The organism is Leisingera sp. ABM4_101 (genome assembly GCF_056158725.1).
On record NZ_JBSWTV010000002.1, the window covers coordinates 3,898,002 to 3,917,003 of the forward strand.

Annotated in this window: 15 protein-coding genes; 8 read left to right on the top strand and 7 right to left on the bottom strand. The window is 62.2% G+C overall.

Features of this window, described 5'->3' with window-relative positions:
* Positions 1-34 precede the first annotated feature (34 nt).
* Positions 35-2,320: an adenosylcobalamin-dependent ribonucleoside-diphosphate reductase gene (locus ACXAEK_RS20205; protein ID WP_475044670.1), complete on the bottom strand. Its 2,286-nt coding sequence runs from the start codon at positions 2,318-2,320 to the stop codon at positions 35-37.
* 667 nt (positions 2,321-2,987) lie between these two features.
* Here ACXAEK_RS20205 and ACXAEK_RS20210 point away from each other — a divergent pair.
* Positions 2,988-3,419: a DUF1489 family protein gene (locus ACXAEK_RS20210; RefSeq protein WP_475044672.1), complete on the top strand. Its 432-nt coding sequence runs from the start codon at positions 2,988-2,990 to the stop codon at positions 3,417-3,419.
* 226 nt (positions 3,420-3,645) lie between these two features.
* Here the strand turns inward: ACXAEK_RS20210 and hisG are convergent, their stop codons facing one another.
* The 3 genes from hisG to hisS are packed head-to-tail and all read right to left on the bottom strand — an operon-like array spanning position 3,646 to position 6,919.
* Positions 3,646-4,344 (bottom strand): ATP phosphoribosyltransferase, encoded by a 699-nt coding sequence (gene hisG, locus ACXAEK_RS20215; protein ID WP_475044674.1) that lies wholly within the window; start codon positions 4,342-4,344, stop codon positions 3,646-3,648.
* The gene (locus ACXAEK_RS20220; RefSeq protein WP_475044676.1) at positions 4,341-5,429 is read right to left on the bottom strand and encodes an ATP phosphoribosyltransferase regulatory subunit; all 1,089 of its coding nucleotides are present in this window, start codon (positions 5,427-5,429) and stop codon (positions 4,341-4,343) included. The genes hisG and ACXAEK_RS20220 overlap by 4 nt, the downstream gene beginning before the upstream one ends.
* A gap of 2 nt (positions 5,430-5,431) precedes the next feature.
* Positions 5,432-6,919, bottom strand: a complete 1,488-nt coding sequence (hisS, locus tag ACXAEK_RS20225; protein WP_475044678.1) for a histidine--tRNA ligase — start codon at positions 6,917-6,919, stop codon at positions 5,432-5,434.
* Between the two features lie 247 nt (positions 6,920-7,166).
* Between hisS and ACXAEK_RS20230 the strand changes: the two genes are divergently transcribed.
* Together ACXAEK_RS20230 and ACXAEK_RS20235 are read left to right on the top strand one after the other, a co-directional pair.
* Positions 7,167-7,361 (top strand): SlyX family protein, encoded by a 195-nt coding sequence (locus ACXAEK_RS20230; protein WP_475044680.1) that lies wholly within the window; start codon positions 7,167-7,169, stop codon positions 7,359-7,361.
* A gap of 98 nt (positions 7,362-7,459) precedes the next feature.
* Positions 7,460-8,083 carry a hypothetical protein gene (locus ACXAEK_RS20235; RefSeq protein ID WP_475044681.1) on the top strand — a complete coding sequence of 208 codons (624 nt, stop codon included), beginning with the start codon at positions 7,460-7,462 and terminating at the stop codon, positions 8,081-8,083.
* A gap of 317 nt (positions 8,084-8,400) precedes the next feature.
* On the opposite strand, the gene ACXAEK_RS20240 is transcribed toward ACXAEK_RS20235, so the two are convergent.
* Complete coding sequence (locus ACXAEK_RS20240; RefSeq protein WP_475044683.1) at positions 8,401-8,997, bottom strand: hypothetical protein; 597 nt, start codon at positions 8,995-8,997, stop codon at positions 8,401-8,403.
* Positions 8,998-8,999: 2 nt separating this feature from the next.
* On the bottom strand, positions 9,000-12,512 hold the full coding sequence (dnaE, locus tag ACXAEK_RS20245) for a DNA polymerase III subunit alpha (protein ID WP_475044684.1): 3,513 nt from the start codon (positions 12,510-12,512) through the stop codon (positions 9,000-9,002).
* 636 nt (positions 12,513-13,148) lie between these two features.
* Between dnaE and ACXAEK_RS20250 the strand changes: the two genes are divergently transcribed.
* From ACXAEK_RS20250 to ACXAEK_RS20270, 5 genes are all read left to right on the top strand, one after another.
* Positions 13,149-14,666: an ABC transporter ATP-binding protein gene (locus ACXAEK_RS20250; protein ID WP_475044686.1), complete on the top strand. Its 1,518-nt coding sequence runs from the start codon at positions 13,149-13,151 to the stop codon at positions 14,664-14,666.
* A gap of 42 nt (positions 14,667-14,708) precedes the next feature.
* Positions 14,709-15,791 (top strand): ABC transporter permease, encoded by a 1,083-nt coding sequence (locus ACXAEK_RS20255; RefSeq protein ID WP_475044688.1) that lies wholly within the window; start codon positions 14,709-14,711, stop codon positions 15,789-15,791.
* Position 15,792: 1 nt separating this feature from the next.
* On the top strand, positions 15,793-16,713 hold the full coding sequence (locus ACXAEK_RS20260) for an ABC transporter permease (protein ID WP_475044690.1): 921 nt from the start codon (positions 15,793-15,795) through the stop codon (positions 16,711-16,713).
* A gap of 58 nt (positions 16,714-16,771) precedes the next feature.
* Positions 16,772-17,845, top strand: a complete 1,074-nt coding sequence (locus ACXAEK_RS20265) for a BMP family ABC transporter substrate-binding protein (RefSeq protein ID WP_475044692.1) — start codon at positions 16,772-16,774, stop codon at positions 17,843-17,845.
* Positions 17,846-18,023: 178 nt separating this feature from the next.
* Complete coding sequence (locus ACXAEK_RS20270) at positions 18,024-18,374, top strand: VOC family protein (RefSeq protein WP_475045327.1); 351 nt, start codon at positions 18,024-18,026, stop codon at positions 18,372-18,374.
* Positions 18,375-18,414: 40 nt separating this feature from the next.
* On the opposite strand, the gene ACXAEK_RS20275 is transcribed toward ACXAEK_RS20270, so the two are convergent.
* Positions 18,415-18,999: a hypothetical protein gene (locus ACXAEK_RS20275; protein ID WP_475044694.1), complete on the bottom strand. Its 585-nt coding sequence runs from the start codon at positions 18,997-18,999 to the stop codon at positions 18,415-18,417.
* Between the last annotated feature and the right edge of the window lie 3 nt (positions 19,000-19,002).

Sequence of the window (19,002 nt, forward strand, 5' to 3'; positions counted from 1 at the left end):
CGCCAAGGGAAGACGCTGCTGGTAGCCCGGCCATTCACCCGCATTTGGAATGGCCGCAGCTGCGGCAAGTCATGCAGCCCTCGACCATCTGCATGTCGAATTGGCCGCAGCTGGGGCAAGCCTTGCCGCGGGGTGCGTTCAGGTTCACAACCTGCGCCTGCGGGTCGGACTTGAGCCCCATGCCCTCGCCTTCCAGGAAGCCGGTCTTGACCATATGGGTTTCGATCACGCCGCCGATCGCTGCCAGGATCGAAGGGATGTACTTGCCCTGCACCCAGGCGCCGCCGCGCGGGTCGAATACCGCTTTCAGCTCCTCGACGACAAAGGACACGTCGCCGCCGCGGCGGAACACGGCAGAGATCATCCGGGTCAGCGCCAGCGTCCAGGCGTAATGCTCCATGTTCTTGGAGTTGATGAACACCTCGAACGGGCGGCGGTGGCCGTTGATGATGATGTCGTTGATGGTGAGGTAGATTGCGTGCTCGCTATCCGGCCACTTCAGCTTGTAGGTATGGCCCTCCAGCGACTGCGGCCGGTCCAGCGGCTCGGACATGTAGACCACTTCCGCGCTGTCGCTCTCATGCGGTGCCTGCGCGGTCTCGCCCGGCGCGGTGTCAGCGCTTTCGCTCACTGACAGGACCGAGCCGGTCACGTCGTTCGGACGGTAGGTGGTGCAGCCCTTGCAGCCCTGATCCCAGGCCTGCATGTAGACGTCCTTGAAGTCGTCAAAGGAGATATCTTCCGGGCAGTTGATGGTCTTGGAAATCGACGAGTTGATCCATTTCTGCGCTGCCGCTTGCATTTTGACGTGGGCCGCAGGGCTTAGCGTCTGCGCGTTGACGAAGTAATCGGGAAGCTTGGCGTCCGCGCCGAATTTCTCGCGGTACATCTGCACCGCGTAGTCGACCACTTCCTCCTCGGTGCGCGAGCCGTCCTTCTGCAGCACCTTGCGGGTATAGGCATAGGCAAACACCGGCTCGATGCCCGAGGACACGTTGCCTGCGTACAGAGAAATGGTTCCGGTCGGCGCGATGGAGGTCAGCAGCGCGTTGCGGATACCGTGCTCGCGGATTGCGTCGCGCACGTCATCGTCCATGTTCAGCATGTTGCCGGAGCTGAGGTAGGCCTCCGCATCGAATAGCGGGAAGGCGCCCTTTTCCTTGGCCAGGTCCACCGACGCCAGATAGGCGGCGCGGGCAATCGCGTGCAGCCATTCGTCGGTCTGGCGCGCCGCCTCGTCGGAGCCGTATTCCAGCCCAAGCATCAGCAGCGCATCGGCGAGGCCGGTGACACCCAGGCCGATCCGGCGCTTGTTCTTGGCTTCCTGCGCCTGCGCCTCCAGGGGGAACTTGGAAACGTCGACCACGTTGTCCATCATCCGGACCGCGGTGGCGACCAGTTCCTGCATCGCGGACTGGTCCAGCTGCGCGCCCTTCTCGAACGGATTGGCCACCAGCCGCGCCATGTTGATCGAGCCCAGCAGACAGGCGCCGTATGGCGGCAGCGGCTGCTCGCCGCAGGGGTTGGTGGCGCAGATGTTCTCGATGTAGCTGAGGTTGTTGGCCTTGTTGATGCGGTCGATGAAGATCACGCCCGGCTCGGCGTAATCATAGGTCGCCTGCATGATCTTATTCCACAGGTCGCGCGCCTCGACAGTGTGATAGACCTTGCCGTCGAACTGCAGCTCCCAGGAGCCGTCGGCCTTGACCGCATCCATGAAGTCATCGGTCACCAGCACCGACATGTTGAACATGCGCAGGCGGGCAGAGTTGGATTTGGCAGTGATGAAGGCCTCGATATCCGGGTGGTCGCAGCGCATGGTCGCCATCATCGCGCCCCGGCGGGAGCCTGCGGACATGATGGTGCGGCACATCGCGTCCCACACATCCATGAACGACAGCGGGCCGGAGGCATCCGCTGCCACGCCTTTTACGTCTGCGCCGCGCGGCCGGATGGTGGAAAAGTCATAGCCGATGCCACCGCCCTGCTGCATGGTCAACGCCGCCTCTTTCAGCATGTCAAAGATGCCCGACATGCTGTCCGGCACCGTGCCCATCACAAAGCAGTTGAACAGGGTCACCTGGCGCGCGGTGCCGGCGCCTGCGGTGATCCGGCCCGCGGGCAGGTATTTGAAATCCTCTAGCGCGCCAAAGAACTTCTCTTCCCACACGTCCGGCTTCTTTTCCGCCCGCGCCAGGTCGCGTGCGATGCGCCGCCAGGTATCCTCGACTGTCACGTCGATCGGCGCGCCGTCGGCCTGCTTGAAACGGTATTTCATATCCCAGATCTGCTCGGCGATGGGGGCGGCAAAGCGGCTCATATGGCGAATCCCTATGGTCGGTCGTGAATATTGAGTGGGCGACTGGATAGCCGCTGCGGAGCGCTGTCTCAACGCCGTTTAGAGTAATCTTAGCATTTTTTATCCGCAGACGCACCCGACATGACACAATACCTTGAAGCTAGCGGCTCACAAACCACTAAATAGAGGCACCCCTCTGGATGAAACTGTGGATAACTTGTGAGCAAGTTTCAAAGCCAAAAGCCTTATACCCTGCCACTTGCTATCAAACACACGAGGTAGGCCTGTGCTCCTACTCCGAGATCAAAATTGCTGGAAAGAACTCAACTGGCAGTTCAAGGTAGTAGAGGACGACCCCGGCGACCAATAGCATCACAGGACGACTAAAGTAGTAAAGGGTGGCCACAAAAAGGACTGCCCAATGATCCCCTTGAACACGAAGAGACCTCCCGCGGCCACTCGCACTAACCGAAATTGTTCCTAGCTTCTTGCGCAAGACTTATTCCTTTGAGTCGTTCGGGCTTCATGCAAAGGCTCCGCCGCGGCTGCTTTTTCAGAGCACCGTAGTGAATCCTTTCTTGTTCAGGCTTACTTGCAGCAAATACGTGGAAGAACACTATACCTTGAAGTCGGCAACCAGCAAACTACTATATACTGTCAAAGCTCTGGACGACTCTGTGGGGAACCTGTGGATAAGCGCGTGAATCTCGTGAAGCTTTCGGTCGGCACCGAAAGCGTCGAAAGCCTGATGGCCTGGCAGGAAATGCGCCGATTGGAACTGCCCGAAGGCCTGCCGCGCCACGTGACCCGCATGTGGCCGAAACGCGAAGCGGAGATCCTGAACGGCGGTTCGATCTACTGGGTGATTAAAGGGCTGATCCAATGCCGCCAGCGCATACTGCGCATGGATGAGGTCATGGGCGAGGACGGCATCCGCCGCTGCGCCATCATCCTGGACCCGGAACTGCACCGCACCCATACCGCGCCGAAACGCCCGTTCCAAGGCTGGCGGTACCTGAAGACCGAAGACTCCCCCGCCGACCTGCCCGCAGGTAAAAAACAGGAGGAGCCGCTGCCGCCGGAACTATCGCAGGCACTGGCGGAAATCGGGGTTATCTGAGGCCGTCTGCACTCCCCCCGCGGCAGCCTCGCCAGCGCCGGGCGTCAGCCCGGCGCCCGGCCCAACCGGGGCGGAAACATCTGTGATGTTTCCAGCAACGGGCGGGAGCACCCCGGCAGGCGGCATGCACCCGGAACCAACAAAGCGCTCCCGCCCCCTTTGCAGGCATCCATAGATGCCTTGAAGGCGTTGGGCCAAGCCCGCGCTGACGCGCGGGCAGCAGTGCTTACCTGCGGTGCTCCAGCAGATCCAGCAGCGTGTTCAGCGCCGCCTTCTCATCATTGCCGTATTTCGCCACCCGGCTGCGCCACAGGGTGGCCTGCGACTTCAGCACCAGACCATCGCTCAGCAGCTTCAAGTGGTTGGCGCGCAGCGTCTCACCGGTGGAGGTGATATCGGCCACCATCTCGGCGGTTTCGTTTTTCACCGTGCCTTCGGTGGCACCCTGACTGTCGACCAGCTGGTAATCCGCCACTCCGGCGTCGGTCAGGAACTCCCGCACCAGCCGGTGGTATTTGGTGGCAATCCGCAGCCTGTGGCCATGCGCGGCCCGGAAGGCGGAAGCCGCGGCGTCCAGATCATCCAGCGTATCCACGTCGATCCAGAACTGCGGCACCGCCAGGATCAGATCGGCATGGCCGAACCCCATCTCCGCCAGGCCTTCTATTTGCTGCTCGAACCTCGGCAGCTTCTCTTGCACCAGATCGGTGCCGGTGACGCCGAGGTGTATGCGCCCGGCCGCCAGCTCGCGCGGGATTTCTCCCGCCGACAGCAGCACCAGCTCCATGTTCGCAACACCTTCGACGGCGCCGGCATATTCCCGGTCCGACCCGGTGCGCGACAGCGTCACGCCGCGCTTAGCAAACCAGTCAAAGGTCTTTTCCATCAACCGTCCCTTGGACGGCACTCCCAGCTTCAGGGTCATTTGCGCGCCTCCTCAAGCTGCAGCATCAGGTCCGGGCGCAGCACGCCCCCCACTGCGGGGATTTCCTCCCCCTCACCAAGCTGCCGGGTCAGCGCATCATAGCGTCCGCCGCTGGCCACCGGCGGCAGATCAGGCCGCGCCTCGGCGTAGAAACCAAAGACAAAGCCGTCGTAATACTCCATCGAGGTGCGCCCGTAGGAGGCCTCGAAATCGAGGTTGTCCACATCGACACCGCGCGCCTTCATCGCCGCGGTGCGCGCATCCAGCCGGTCCAGCGCGGGATTGATCTGCGGCAGATCCACCGCAATGTCGCGCATCTGCTCGGTTGCAAAGGGCACAGTCTCGCGCACAGCCATCAGCGCTTCCAGCGCCAAGAGCTCGTTTTCGGCTATCGGCGGATGCTTGGCATCCTCGCGCAGCGCTTCTACCCGCGCCTGCACCTCTGCCGCGCGGCGTTTGCCCAATTCCACTGCAGAGCCGGTCAGATCGCCCTCGGTTTCCAACAGCCTCTTTCGGCTCTCCGGCACCGGCGCCCGGCCCGCGAACCGGTCCAGCAGGGAACGGAAACGGCGCGGCCGCCAGATGTGGCGCATCAGCGCTGCCTTGCGCTTGCCCGTGGTGTTCAGCCCCTCGACCGCAGCCATCAAGATACCGATGTCGCCGGTTGCCGCCCGCAGCGGCAGCCCGCGCACCTGCAGGGCAAACAGCGAGAACACTTCCGCGTCCGCCGCCGCCGCATCATCGCGTTCAAACACCTCATAGCCGACCTGCAGGTATTCGTTGGGCCGGTCCGGGTCCATCTCCTGGCGCCGGAACACCTCGCCCGAATAGGTGTAGCGTGCAGGCTCTGCGCCATGGCGCATATGCGCCTCCACCACCGGTACGGTAAAGTCCGGCCGCAGCATCTGCTCGCCCCGCAGCGCATCAGAGGTCACATAGGCGCGGGCCCGGATGTCTTCGCCGTAAAGATCCAGCAAGGTGCCCGCCGGCTGCAGCAGCGGTGTATCCACCACCTGCGCGCCCGCGGCCTCGAAGCGGACCCGCAGCTGTGCAGCGCGGGCCTGAATGTCAGAACGAAGCGTCATGATCAGCCCTGCCCGTCCAGGATATCCCGCACCTTGGCGACCAGCTCGCTGCGCGGCACTTCGAACTGGCTGGGGCGTTCCTTCCACTCTTCCAAGGTGGCGCTTTCGGCGATCTTGGCGCCCAGAATCAGGTCCTTGATCTGCACCACGCCATTGGCCTTCTCGTCGCCGCCTTCGATAACGGCGACAGGCGAGTTCCGCTTGTCCGCGTATTTCAGCTGGTTGCCAAAGTTCTTGGGGTTGCCCAGGTATACCTCGGCCCGGATGCCCGCGTTGCGCAGCTCTGCCACCATCGCCTGGTAATCCGCCATCCGGTCCCGGTCCATCACGGTCACCACGACAGGTCCAGTTGCTTCAGCGCTCAGCCGCCCCTTGGCATGCAGCGCCGCCAGCAAACGATCCACGCCGACAGACACACCCACCGCAGGCACTTCCTGCCCGGTAAAGCGCTTGACCAAGCCATCATAACGGCCGCCGCCCGAGACCGAGCCGAACTGCCGCTTGCGGCCCTTCTCGTCGAGGATTTCGAAAGTAAGTTCCGCCTCGAACACCGGCCCGGTGTAATAGCCCAGACCGCGCACAACGGAAGGGTCGATCTCAATCCGGTCCTTGCCATAACCGCCCGCAGCCAGCAATTCGCCGATCTGCTCCAACTCAGCAATGCCCTCCTGGCCCACCTTGCTGTCGCCAACAGCCGCACGCAGGTTGGCGATGGTCCCAGCCGCATCCGCCGCCTTGGACGTCAGAAACGCCAGCACCGGCGCGGCCTGATCATCAGACAAGCCCACACCGTCAATGAAGGCGCCCGAAGCATCCAGCCGCCCACTGGTCAGCAGCTCGCGCACGCCGGCCTCGCCCACCTTGTCGAATTTGTCGATGGTGCGCAGCACGTCGTCGCGCTTGGCATCACCGTCGCCAAGGCCCATCGCCTCCAGCACGCCGTTCAGAACCTTGCGGTTGTTCACCCGCACCAGGTAATCGCCGCGCGGAATGCCAACGGTCTCCAGCGTGTCGGACAGCATCGCGCAGATCTCTGCATCCGCCGCCATCGAGGCGGTGCCCACGGTGTCCGCGTCGCACTGATAGAACTGGCGGAAGCGGCCCGGCCCCGGCTTTTCATTGCGCCAGACCGGCCCCATCGCATAGCGGCGGTAGGGGGTCGGCAAATCGTTGCGGTGCTGCGCATAAACCCGCGCCAAGGGCGCCGTCAGATCATAGCGCAGAGCCATCCAGTCGCCGTTCCCGTCCTCTTCGGTCTCCTGCCAGGCAAACACGCCCTCGTTCGGGCGGTCCACATCGGGCAGGAATTTGCCCAGCGCTTCAACGGTTTCCACCGCCGAGGACTCCAGCGCCTCGAACCCGTAATGATGATACACACCCGCGATGGCCCGCAGCATCTCGCTGCGCTGGGTCACCTCCACACCGAAATAGTCACGGAACCCCTTCGGCGTCTGCGCCTTGGGGCGGGGCTGTTTCTTCACTTTGGCCATCTGAGGCCTCCTCACGGGTAGCGGTTTCACTCGCGTGGCGGTCTAACGGAAGCGGGTCACAACAGCAAGACAGAGCCGGCGGAGGCAATGCCGCAGCTCGTTGAAAAACGAGGGCTGAGCCGTTCCGAGGGGCGGGTCATGCCGGAGGCATGCTTCCAGCATGACGCGGCCCGGCCTCACGCCCGGGCGGGACTTTGCATTCGAGCGTTGCTCCTTTATGAGCAGCATCAAACCCAAGGAGCACCCCATGCAGCATCTGGAAGAGCAAATCGCCCATCTGACCCGCAGCGTGGAGGAGATGAGCGACGTGATCGCCCGCCAGCAGCAGGAGATCGACCTGCTGACCCGCCGCGTTGCCATGCTGATGCAGCGCGAGGCCACCCGCGAACAGGAAGGCACCGGCGGCATGGTCTTTGCCGACGAGCGCCCGCCGCATTACTGATCAGCGACCAGCACACCACGGTTTCCCTTGATCCAAACGCCCGCCCCGCGCAGGCTGTCACTCAGGTATTTTGTGACAAGTGATTGGGAGACACGGCCATGGCACCGTCCAACGACCCGGTGGAATTCGTCGAAAAGGGCGTCGGCAAACTGCATGCGCGCATGCTCTACTACCTGAAAACCACCTGGAAGCACATCCGCGCCCTGCTCACCCCGCTCAGCAAATTCCTGAAAAACCTGATCTCCGGCGCCAAATCTCTGGCCAAGACCGTCGGCAAGGCAGTGGTGAAGCAAGTCACCTCAGCCGCCCAGTACATTCTGAAATTGATCGACCGGGTTGAGCATACCCTGAAAAGCCTGGTGAAGCTGGGCAAGCGCATCCTCGACAACATCCGCAAGAACGCCGACCGCACCCGCGTCATCCGCATTCTGAAAACCGTGATCCGCAAATATGTCGAGATGATCCGCCAGGTCTGGGGCTGGATCCGCGAGATCTGGGACGAGCTTGGCGTGCTCGACACCGCGCTCTCGGTGATCAGCCGCTTTGCCTCTGTTCTGCAATTGGTCTTCCGCTGGATCCGCGACCTGACCGGCATCCTGGGCGCGGTGAAAAAGGTGAAGTCGATGCTGAAAAAGGTCCTGAAAACCCTGCGGTTGGAGGTGAAGGAGGCCATCCGCCTGCTCAAGGACGTCGCCAAGCTGCCGGTGCCTAAGGAGGCTTGACTCTCCCCCCTCAAGAACGGGCCTGCGGCAGTTCGTCCGAAGCGCACTCCGTCTTAGAAGTGACCCGCAGCTCATTTCAGGCGTGAACGGGTGGAGGCCAAAACTATCTTAGGCCCAAGGCGCTCAGCGAGGTTGTTCCGGGCCGGGGTCGTTTCGAAGGTGAGGGCTGCGGCCAGCCTAGAAGGTGCTTCACCACAGGTGATTTTGTCAGGAAGCACCCCACAGCTTTACCTGTTTGGAGCGAGGCCTAGTGCCAAGGGAACTACCGAGATTGGACGCTGTAGGACGGCAATTCCGGCAAGTTGGGCACTTACAGGCTAATCCTTAAGGGATATGGATTTCAGAAGCCCGTTATGCAGATACTCGCCAGCTTGCGAGTTCATTTTCTCGTTAACAATTGACGTGATTATCAGCTGTCCTGCCTCTGTTTGCACAAAGCTAATACGTGCCACTCCCGCTAGCCCCTGATTGTTGACTCGGGTTTTCCTTCCTACGTAACGCTGATTTCGCACCGCGACCTCGAAATTATCCCAACCTTCCTTGTCGAAAAGCAGGTCGGATTCTCCCTCCCGATACCTGATAGACAACATGAAAACCCACCAATCAGCTAATTTTGTTGCACTCTCGAAGTAGGGAAGCTCAAGGCGTTGAATGAGACCGCCCCCCCTGCCATCAAGGTGAAAGATCACAACTTCACCTTTAGGATCTTGTGAATAATTCCCCCATGGAAAATCAGTTACTTTTTTCCATGGGCGTGGAGCACTGCAAACCTTTGCCTCAGGAAGATCGTCACAGTTGCTCTCTTTACTTTCAGCCGCATTAACTGAAAAACCCGCCGCCATCGCGAAAAACAGGAATACAGAAAATAAGAAACTACTGAACAGCTTCTCAAAAGTCAGCCTTCGGCTACCCAACCTCAAATCTCCTCCACATCCAGCACGCCTTCCAGCGACTTCAGCGCACCCTTGATCTGCGGGTTGATTGGAAACGCCTGGCCCAGATCCATCTCCACATCGCCGGGCAGAGCGGGGTCCTGCAGGTACATATAGACCTCGCCGCGGGACGCATTGCGGGCCCCGGCCTTGGCGTCCTCCAGCACCTGCGCCACGGTGCCGACCGCCCCCGCATCGCTCAGGTAGACCCTCAGGGAACTGCGCCCGGCGTCGGCAATGGCGCTGTCGACCGGTCCGACGGAGCGCACCAGAAGTTTCAGCTGGTCGCTTTCCATTGTCGCCTCGGCGGTGATCACCACCTTGGCGCCGGTCTCCAGAAACTCGCGGGACTTTTCCAGCACCTCGGAGAACAGCGTCACCTCATAGGCGCCCGACGGGTCGCTGAGCTGGGCAAAGGCAAAGCGGTTGCCGCGGGCAGATTTCCGCTCCTGGCGCCCGGCAACAACACCGCCCATCTTGGCCATAAACGGCCCGCGCTCGGCCTTGGCCGTCACCTCATCCAGCGTCATCACCTTCTTGCGCTTCAGTGCGGGCATGTAGTCGTCCAGCGGGTGGCCCGACAGGTAAAAGCCAATCGCCTTGAACTCTTCCGACAGCCGCTCGGCCGGCAGCCAGTCCGGCACCGATGGCAGGCGCGGCTCCGGCAGGTCTTCGCCTGCCTCGCCAAACAGCGACACCTGGCTGGAGGCGCGCTGGTCATGCACTGCCGCCGAGTAATCCACCAGCGCGCCCAGGCTCTCGAACACCCGGCGGCGGTTGCTGTCCAGCTGGTCAAACGCCCCCGCCCGCGCCAGCATCTCCAAGGGGCGCTTGCCCACTTTCTTGAGGTTCACCCGGCGGGCAAAGTCATAGACGTTGACAAAGGGACGCTCGCGGCCGCCCTCATTACGCGCCTCAGCCACCAGCCGCATCACGTCCAGGCCGACGTTCTTCAGCGCGCCCAGCGCATAGACCAGCTCCCCGTTCACCACGTTGAAGGTCGCCAGCGAGCGGTTGATGCAAGGCGGCACGTATTTCAGCCCCAGGCCCTTCTTCACTTCCTCGAAGTAGATCGCCAGCTTGTCGGTCAGGTGAATATCGCAGTTCATGACACCGGCCATGAACTCCACCGGGTGGTTCGCCTTGAGCCAGCCGGTCTGATAGCTGACCACCGCATAGGCCGCGGCGTGGGATTTGTTGAAGCCGTAGTTGGCGAATTTCTCCAGAAGGTCGAAAACCTCGGAGGCCTTCTTCTTGTCGACGCCGTTCTCCGCCGCGCCCTTCTCGAATTTCGGGCGTTCGGCGTCCATCGCCTCTTTGATCTTCTTACCCATCGCCCGGCGCAAAAGGTCAGCGCCGCCCAGCGTGTAATTCGCCATCACCTGGGCGATCTGCATCACCTGTTCCTGGTAGACGATGATGCCCTGGGTCTCTTCCAGGATGTGGTCGATCAAGGGGTGGACAGAGGTGATCTCGCGCTGGCCGTTCTTCACCTCGCAGTAGACCGGGATGTTTTCCATCGGGCCGGGCCGGTACAGCGCCACCAGCGCCACGATGTCTTCGATACAGGTGGGTTTCATGCGCTTCAGCGCATCCATCATGCCGGTGGATTCCACCTGGAACACCGCCACCGTCTTGGCGCGGGAGTAGAGGTCGTAGGTAACCTTGTCATCCAGCGGGATGGCGTTGATCTGGTTCTCGGCGCCCTCCGGCGGATCATAGAGCTGGGTGCCATCCTCGGCGATATGCAGGTCGCGGCCCGACTGGAAGATCAGGTCCATCGCGTTCTGAATAACCGTCAGGGTCTTGAGGCCAAGGAAGTCGAACTTCACCAGCCCCGCCTGCTCCACCCATTTCATGTTGAACTGGGTGGCGGGCATGTCGGAGCGCGGATCGCGGTAAAGCGGCACCAGCGCGTCCAGCGGCCGGTCGCCGATTACCACACCCGCGGCGTGGGTACCGGCAGAGCGCAAGAGGCCCTCGACCTGCTGGCCATAGGTCAGGAGCCGGTCCACCACCGGCTCGTTCCGCGCCTCCTCGCTCAGCCGCGGCTCTTCCTTCAGCGCATCGGCGATGGACATCGGCTTCACGCCCTCGACCGGGATCAGCTTGGACAGCCGGTCCACCTGGCCGTAGGGCATCTGCAAAACCCGCCCCATGTCGCGCACCGCTGCCTTGGACAAAAGCGCGCCGAAGGTGATGATCTGCCCCACCTTGTCGCGCCCGTACTTCTCCTGCACGTAGCGGATCACCTCTTCCCGGCGGTCCATGCAGAAGTCGATGTCGAAGTCGGGCATCGACACCCGTTCCGGGTTCAGGAAGCGTTCGAACAGCAGGGAATAGCGAAGCGGGTCAAGGTCGGTGATCGTCAGCGCATAGGCCACCAGGGAGCCCGCACCGGAGCCCCGCCCCGGTCCCACCGGAATATCGTGATCCTTGGCCCATTGGATAAAGTCGGCAACGATCAGGAAGTAGCCGGGAAAGCCCATACCCTCGATGATGCCCAGCTCGAAATCGAGCCGTTCCTGGTATTCCTCCACGCTCACCGCATGGGGGATCACCGCCAGACGCTGCTGCAGGCCCTCGTTGGCGATGCGGCGCAGTTCGGCTACCTCGTCATCGGCGAACTTGGGCAGGATCGGGTCGCGCCGGTAGGCCATGAAGGCGCAGCGCTTGGCGATTTCCACGGTGTTCTCAACCGCCTCCGGCAGGTCGGCAAACAGCGCAACCATTTCCTCCTGGCTCTTGAAGTAATGCTGCGCGGTCAGCCGGCGGCGCGGCTCCACCTGATCGACATAGGCGCCCTCGGCGATGCAGATCATCGCATCATGCGCCTCGAACATTTCCGTACTGGGGAAATAGACGTCATTGGTGGCAACCAGCGGCAAGTCCATCGCATAGGCCATCTCCACATGGCCGCGTTCGGTCTGCTTCTCTGCCTCCGGCTGGCCGTGTTCCCCCGGATGGCGCTGCAGTTCAACATACAACCGGTTCGGGAAGATGGCCTTCAGCCGCTGCATCAGCGCCTCCGCTGCCGGGCGCTGGCCCATCTGCAGCAGCCGCCCAACCGGCCCATCCGGCCCGCCGCTGAGGCAGATCACATCACCGGCATTCGCCTCCAGCTCCTCCAGCGTCACATGCGGCAGCTCGCCGCCCTGGCGCAGGTACAGGCAGGAGTTCAGCTTCATCAGATGCTCATAACCCGCCTCGCTTTGCGCCAGCAGCACCAGCGGCGCGGGCGGTTTGGGCCGCTCACCCGGGGCCGGGTCGGTGAACCGCAGATCCACCTGGCAGCCAATGATCGGCTGCACTCCTGCCCCGCTTGCCGACACCGAAAACTCCAGCGCCGAGAACAGGTTGTTGGTATCCGTCACCGCAATCGCGGGCATCTCGTGCTTCTTGCAGAGGTCCGGCAGCTTCTTTAGCCGCATGGCGCCTTCCAGCAGAGAGTATTCGGTATGGGTGCGCAGGTGAATGAATCGGGGAGAGCTTGTCATGCCGCCACGCTATCTTATTGACATGGATGGGTGAAAGGGCGATCTGCGCACTGAACACCCGCCAAAACCGGTGCGGTGGACGTTGCATTTTATCCATTTTGTTGAAACTCTTTCGCAGCCAGCGCGTAGAGCCTTCGCAAAGCTGCGGATAAAACGCATAAATATGAATACTCTACACGCATCACCGGCAATTTTCTTACTTTTCAGAATACTGCAGCGCAGCACCGGTTTTCCTTGCTTTGGCAACGGACCGCTCCCTAGGCTGTTGCCAGCAAGCAATAATCAGCCCGCCATCCCTTCTGCGCCGCATCGAGGGGGCGGCACACCGGGTCAACAGGGTAAAGCGGCGGTATCGGGATGATGTGCAACTCGCAATGCAATGTGGGTCGGTTTGATCTGTGCTCAGGGCTTAAGCAGCCCAGCGCAGACATCGCTGGTGCCGTTACCTGCAGATTTTTCCTCCGCCATACCGCTGAAATCGCAGGGCATTTGCCCAAACACTATTCCCAAGGCAGGAAACCGGCAGTATCCCTTGGCGTTGCTGAGACTGGATGTCCGGAATGATACGGATGCCGGGACACCTGCCGCGGCGGCGGATGATTGGGGTATCAGAACAATGAAAGAGGACCGGCACACGTGACTGTACCACTTCTGAGCCTGCAAGGGCTGACCAAGGCCTATCCCGGCGTGGTGGCAAATGACACCGTCTCCTTTGACATCGGTGAGGGCGAAGTGCATGCCTTGCTGGGCGAGAACGGCGCCGGGAAGTCCACCTTGGTCAAGATGATCTACGGGCTGGTGAAACCCGACAGCGGCCAGATGCTGTTGCGCGGCGAGCCCTTTGCGCCCGCCGAGCCCCGTCAAGCGCGCGCCGACGGCATCGCCATGGTGTTCCAGCATTTTTCGCTGTTTGATGCGCTCAATGTGGCGGAAAACATCGCGCTCGGCATGGAGAACCCGCCGGAAATGCGCGACCTCGCGGCCCGTATCCGTGAAGTGTCGGAGAACTACGGCCTGCCGCTCGACCCCTTTCGCACCGTCGGCGACCTGTCCGCGGGCGAGCGCCAGCGGGTCGAGATTATCCGCTGCCTTCTGCAGGATCCAAAACTGCTGATCATGGATGAGCCGACTTCGGTGCTGACGCCGCAAGAGGTTGAGATCCTGTTCAAGACGCTGCAGAAACTGCAGTCCGAGGGCACCTCGATCCTCTATATCTCGCACAAGCTGGAGGAAATCCGCACGCTTTGCGACCACGCCACCATCCTGCGCTTAGGCAAGAACGTGGGGGAGTGCATCCCGGCTGAGACCTCCGCCCGCGACATGGCCGAAATGATGGTCGGCAGCACCCTGCAAACGCCTGAACGCGGCAGCCGTGACTTCGGCGCCGTGGCAATGGACATCTCCGGCCTGTCGGTGCCAGCCCCTTCGGCCTTTGGCACCGCGCTCAAGAACGTGCATCTGACCGTGCGCAAGGGTGAAATCCTGGGCATCGGCGGTGTGGCCGGCAATGGCCAGGACGAATTGCTGGGCGTGCTGTCGGGCGAAACTCTGACCGAGGCGGATGCAGTGAAACTGCATGGCGAGCCGATCGGCAAGCTCGGCCCCACCGCCCGGCGCAAGCTCGGCGTTCTGGCCGCGCCGGAGGAACGCCTGGGCCACGCCGCCGCTCCGGACATGAGCCTGACCGAAAATGCCATGCTCACCGGATCCGTTCGTGAAGGGCTGGAAAAGAACGGCTTCCTCGACTGGGGCGCCACCAAGGACTTTGCCGAGCGCATTATCAAGGCGTTCGACGTCCGCACCCCCGGTCCCGGCAATGCAGCCCGTTCGCTGTCCGGCGGCAACCTGCAGAAGTTCGTGATCGGCCGCGAGGTGCTGCAGGACCCGGATGTGCTGGTGGTGAACCAGCCGACCTGGGGCGTCGATGCCGCCGCCGCCGCTTCCATCCGCCAGTCGCTGCTGGATCTGGCGGCCAAGGGTGCCGCGGTGGTCTGCATCAGCCAGGACCTGGACGAACTGATGGAAATCTCCGACAGCTTTGCCGCCCTGAACGAAGGCCGCCTCAGCGCCCCGCGCGAAGCGGCGGGCCTGACGGTGGACGAGATCGGCCTGATGATGGGCGGCGCCCACGGCATGGAGGTGGCGCATGTCTGACCTCCGCAACAGAAATCATAAGAAAAAACAGGGAGCCGCCTTATGATCCGGCTTGAGAAACGGCCGCAGCCGTCGCGCGCCTGGTCGATGGCTACGCCGCTGGTGGCGGTGCTGGCGACGATGCTGTTTGGCGGGCTTTTGTTCGCAGTGCTCGGCAAACCGCCGGTGGAGGCGATCCGCACCATCTTCTGGGAACCGCTGTTTGGCGAGTTCTCCTTCTACTACCGCCCGCAGTTGCTGGTCAAAGGCGCACCGCTGGTGCTGATCGCCATCGGCCTCAGCCTCGGCTTCCGCGCCGGCATCTGGAACATCGGCGCCGAGGGCCAGTACATCATGGGCGCCATCTTTGGCGCCGGGGCAGGCTTGGCTTTCTACCCCTCCGAATCCTTCCTGATTTTTCCCTTCATGGTCCTCGCAGGCGCCTTTGGCGGCTGGATCTGGGCGATGATCCCGGCGGTGCTGAAAACCCGCTTCGGCACCAACGAAATCCTGGTCTCGCTGATGCTGGTCTATGTGGCCGAGCAATTCCTCGCCTCGGTCTCCCTGGGTCTTTTGAAGAACCCCGAGGGCTTCGGCTTCCCCGGCTCGCGCAACCTGCAGTCCTGGGACGCCGCCCATAATGCCGAGCTGATTGCAGGCACCGGCATGCATTGGGGCGTTGTGGCGGCGCTGATTGCGGTGATCTTTGCCTATGTTCTGCTGAACCGCCACATGACCGGCTACCACATCCGCCTGACTGGGGAGGCACCGCGGGCGGCGAAATTCGCCGGCGTGAACCCCACCCGCCTTGTGCTGTTCTGCCTTGGCACCTCCGGCGCGCTGGCGGGGCTGGCCGGCATGTTCGAAGTCTCCGGCCCCTCCGGCCAGATCTCCATCGACTTCAACGTGGGCTATGGCTTTACTGCGATCATCGTCGCCTTCCTGGGCCGCCTGCACCCGGTGGGCATCCTGCTGGCAGGCGGGCTGATGGCGCTGACTTACATCGGCGGCGACATCGCGCAGTCGAACCTGCAGCTGCCCGCCGCGGCCATCCAGGTCTTCCAGGGGATGCTGCTGTTCTTCCTCCTGGCCTTCGACCTCTTGACCAATTTCCGCATCGCAATCGGCAAGCCTGAGGTGGCGTAACATGGATCTTTCTGCAATCAACCCGGTCCTGCTCATTGCCTCGCTGATGGTGGCGGCAACCCCGCTGCTGCTGGCGGCCATCGGTGAACTGGTGGTCGAAAAGGCCGGCGTCCTGAACCTCGGCGTCGAGGGAATGATGATCGTCGGCGCCATCGCGGGCTTTGCCACCGCGGTGGAAAGCGGCTCGCCGCTCCTTGGTTTCATCGCTGCCGCCATCGCAGGCGCAGCGCTGTCAATCCTGTTCGCCATCCTCACCCAGTTTGCCCAGGCCAACCAGGTCGCCTCCGGCCTGTCGCTGACGCTGTTCGGGCTGGGCCTGTCGGCGCTGATGGGGCAGTCCTATGTCGGCATCAAACCGCCGCAGATGGGCGACATCCATATCCCGGTCCTGAGCGACCTGCCCGTTGTCGGCCCGATTATCTTCGGCCATGACATCATCCTCTACTTCGGTATCGCCCTGACCGCCGCTGTCTGGTGGGTGCTGAAGTATTCCCGCATCGGCCTGGTGCTGCGCGCAGTGGGTGAGAACCACGACGCCGCCCACGCGCTGGGATACAAGGTGATCAAGATCCGACTGCTGGCGATCATGTTCGGCGGCGCCTGCGCAGGCCTTGGCGGCGCCTACATCAGCCTGATCCGCGTCCCGCAATGGACCGAGGGCATGACCGCCGGCATCGGCTGGATCGCGCTGGCGCTGGTGGTTTTTGCCAGCTGGAAACCCTGGCGTGCGCTGCTGGGTGCCTATCTGTTCGGCGGCGTCACCGTGGTGCAGCTCAATCTGCAGGCCGCAGGCGTTGCCATTCCGGTCGAGTATCTGGCAATGTCGCCCTATCTGATTACAATCATTGTGCTTGTTATCCTTTCCGCGGACAAAAGCAGCGCACCTGCCTCGCTTGGCCGCAACTTCCACGCCTCCCGCTAGACGGGGGGCTTTTCACTGCCCCCTGCCGGGGCCAAAAGATCAAACTGGGGAGAACCTGATGAAACTGACCAATCTTCTGACCAGCGCCGCCGTGGCGCTTGGCCTGGCCGCCGGCGCGGCAATGGCCGACACCACCAAGGTAGGCTTTGTCTATGTCGGCCCCGTCGGCGACGGCGGCTGGACCTATGAGCACGACCAGGGCCGCAAGGCGGTTGAGGCCGAATTCGGCGACAAGGTCGAAACCGTCTATGTCGAAAACGTCGCCGAAGGACCGGACGCAGAGCGCGTGATGACCCAGATGGCGCTGGAAGGCGCCGACCTGATCTTCACCACCTCCTTTGGCTACATGGATCCGACCATCAACGTCGCCAAGAAATTCCCGAACGTGAAGTTCGAGCACGCCACCGGCTACAAGCGCGCCGACAACGTCTCGACCTATTCTGCCCGCTTCTATGAGGGCCGCGCGGTGCAGGGCACCATCGCGGGCCACATGACTGAGAGCAACATCATCGGCTACATCGGCTCTTACCCGATCCCGGAAGTGATCCGCGGCATCAATTCTGCCTACATCCACGCCAAGAAGGTGAACCCCGACGTCGAATTCAAGATCGTCTGGGCCTTTACGTGGTTCGACCCGGCGAAAGAGGCTGACGCCGCCAAGGTGCTGATCGAACAGGGCGCTGACGTGATCCTGCAGCACACCGACTCCACCGCGCCGCAGGCCGCGGCCCAGGCCGCCGGCAACGTGATCACCTTCGGCCAGGCCTCCGACATGTCGGAATATGCGCCGAAGCCGCGTGTTTCCTCGATCATCGACGACTGGGCGCCCTACTACATCGCCCGCACCCGCGCCGTGATGGACGGCACCTGGGAGAGCGCAGACACCTGGGACGGCATTGGCGCCGGCATGGTGGGCATCGGTGAAATCTCGGATGCGGTTCCGGCAGACGTCAAGGCCGCTGCACTGGCAATCAAAAACTCGCAAGCCGACGGCTCCTACCACGCCTTCACCGGCCCGATTAACAAACAGGACGGCTCTGCCTGGCTTGCAGAGGGCGAGGTCGCCGATGACGGCACCCTGGCCGGCATGAACTTCTATGTCGAAGGCATCGAAGGCGACATCCCGCAGTAAGCGGCCCCTTCCCAAAAACCAAAGGCCCGCCAAATGGCGGGCCTTTTTTTGATCAAGATCCCGGTTTTCTCCAAGCCTGCTGACACGCCCTGTCACTGGCCTGATGTACTCCCCGCTCCACCAGCCCGCGGGAATTTGCCCGCGGAACGCTTAGGCAAATTGGAGAACGCCCTTGAAAATGAATTACTTCGTTGTCGGCACCAACAACATGGATGCCACAGTCAAATTCTATGACGCACTTTTTGAGAACCAGGGATTTACCCAAGTCCGGCCTAGCGGACGGATGACTTACTGGCTGAAGGACGATTTTGCATTTGCCGCCGCCCTCCCCTTTGACGGTGCACCAGCTACCAATGGTAACGGAACCATGGTGGGGGTCAGCCTTGGCTCCGCAGCCGAAGTCACCAGGCTGCACACGAAGGCAATTGAGCTGGGCGGCACTTGCGAAGGTGAGCCAGGCCAGCGCGGCCCGCGGTTTTCGGCCTATGTGCGGGATCTGGACGGCAACAAGCTTTGCTTTGCGGATTGAAAGGCAGAGGCGGCAGATGCCGCCGCCAAGTCTCGTCTGTTCACGAACAGGCGACCGGAACCGCAAGCTGCACCGCAACGCCGTCCTGCCGCTTGATCAGGGCAGAGCCGGTGACCTGGCAGCCCGACAGCCCTGCCACATGGGTATAAAGCTGTTTCAGCGCCTCCTTGTCGGACACCACCAGGTGTTTCAGCGGCAGGCTTATCTTGAACAGCACCGCAAAGCTGCTGCCGTCGACCGTGACAATCCGGAATCTGGTTCTCGACTTGCCCAGATAAGTTTGCGCCGCATAGGGAGACTTCCGCTTAGAACTCATGTACCCCATCGCCGTCTGCGCCGCCGGCCGTCCGGCAGCAGGCGGGCCGCCTGCCTGAAAACGGGCGGTATGGGTGACCAGCCAGGGCGCGCCGGTCCGGGTCTTGTGCAGGCCGGGCCGCATTGCGGTGGTGAAGTGCCCGGCCTCGGCCAAGGCTGCGGTGCGGTAATCCGGCGTGCCCGGGGCAGAAGCCTGCGCTGCCGTCTGGGTGCCATACCCGGTCCGTGTCGCCGACCAATAGTCCAGCTGCTCCGGCGCCGAACAGGCTCCCAACAGCGCCGCAGCCCCGATCATCAGAAACTGTTTCACATT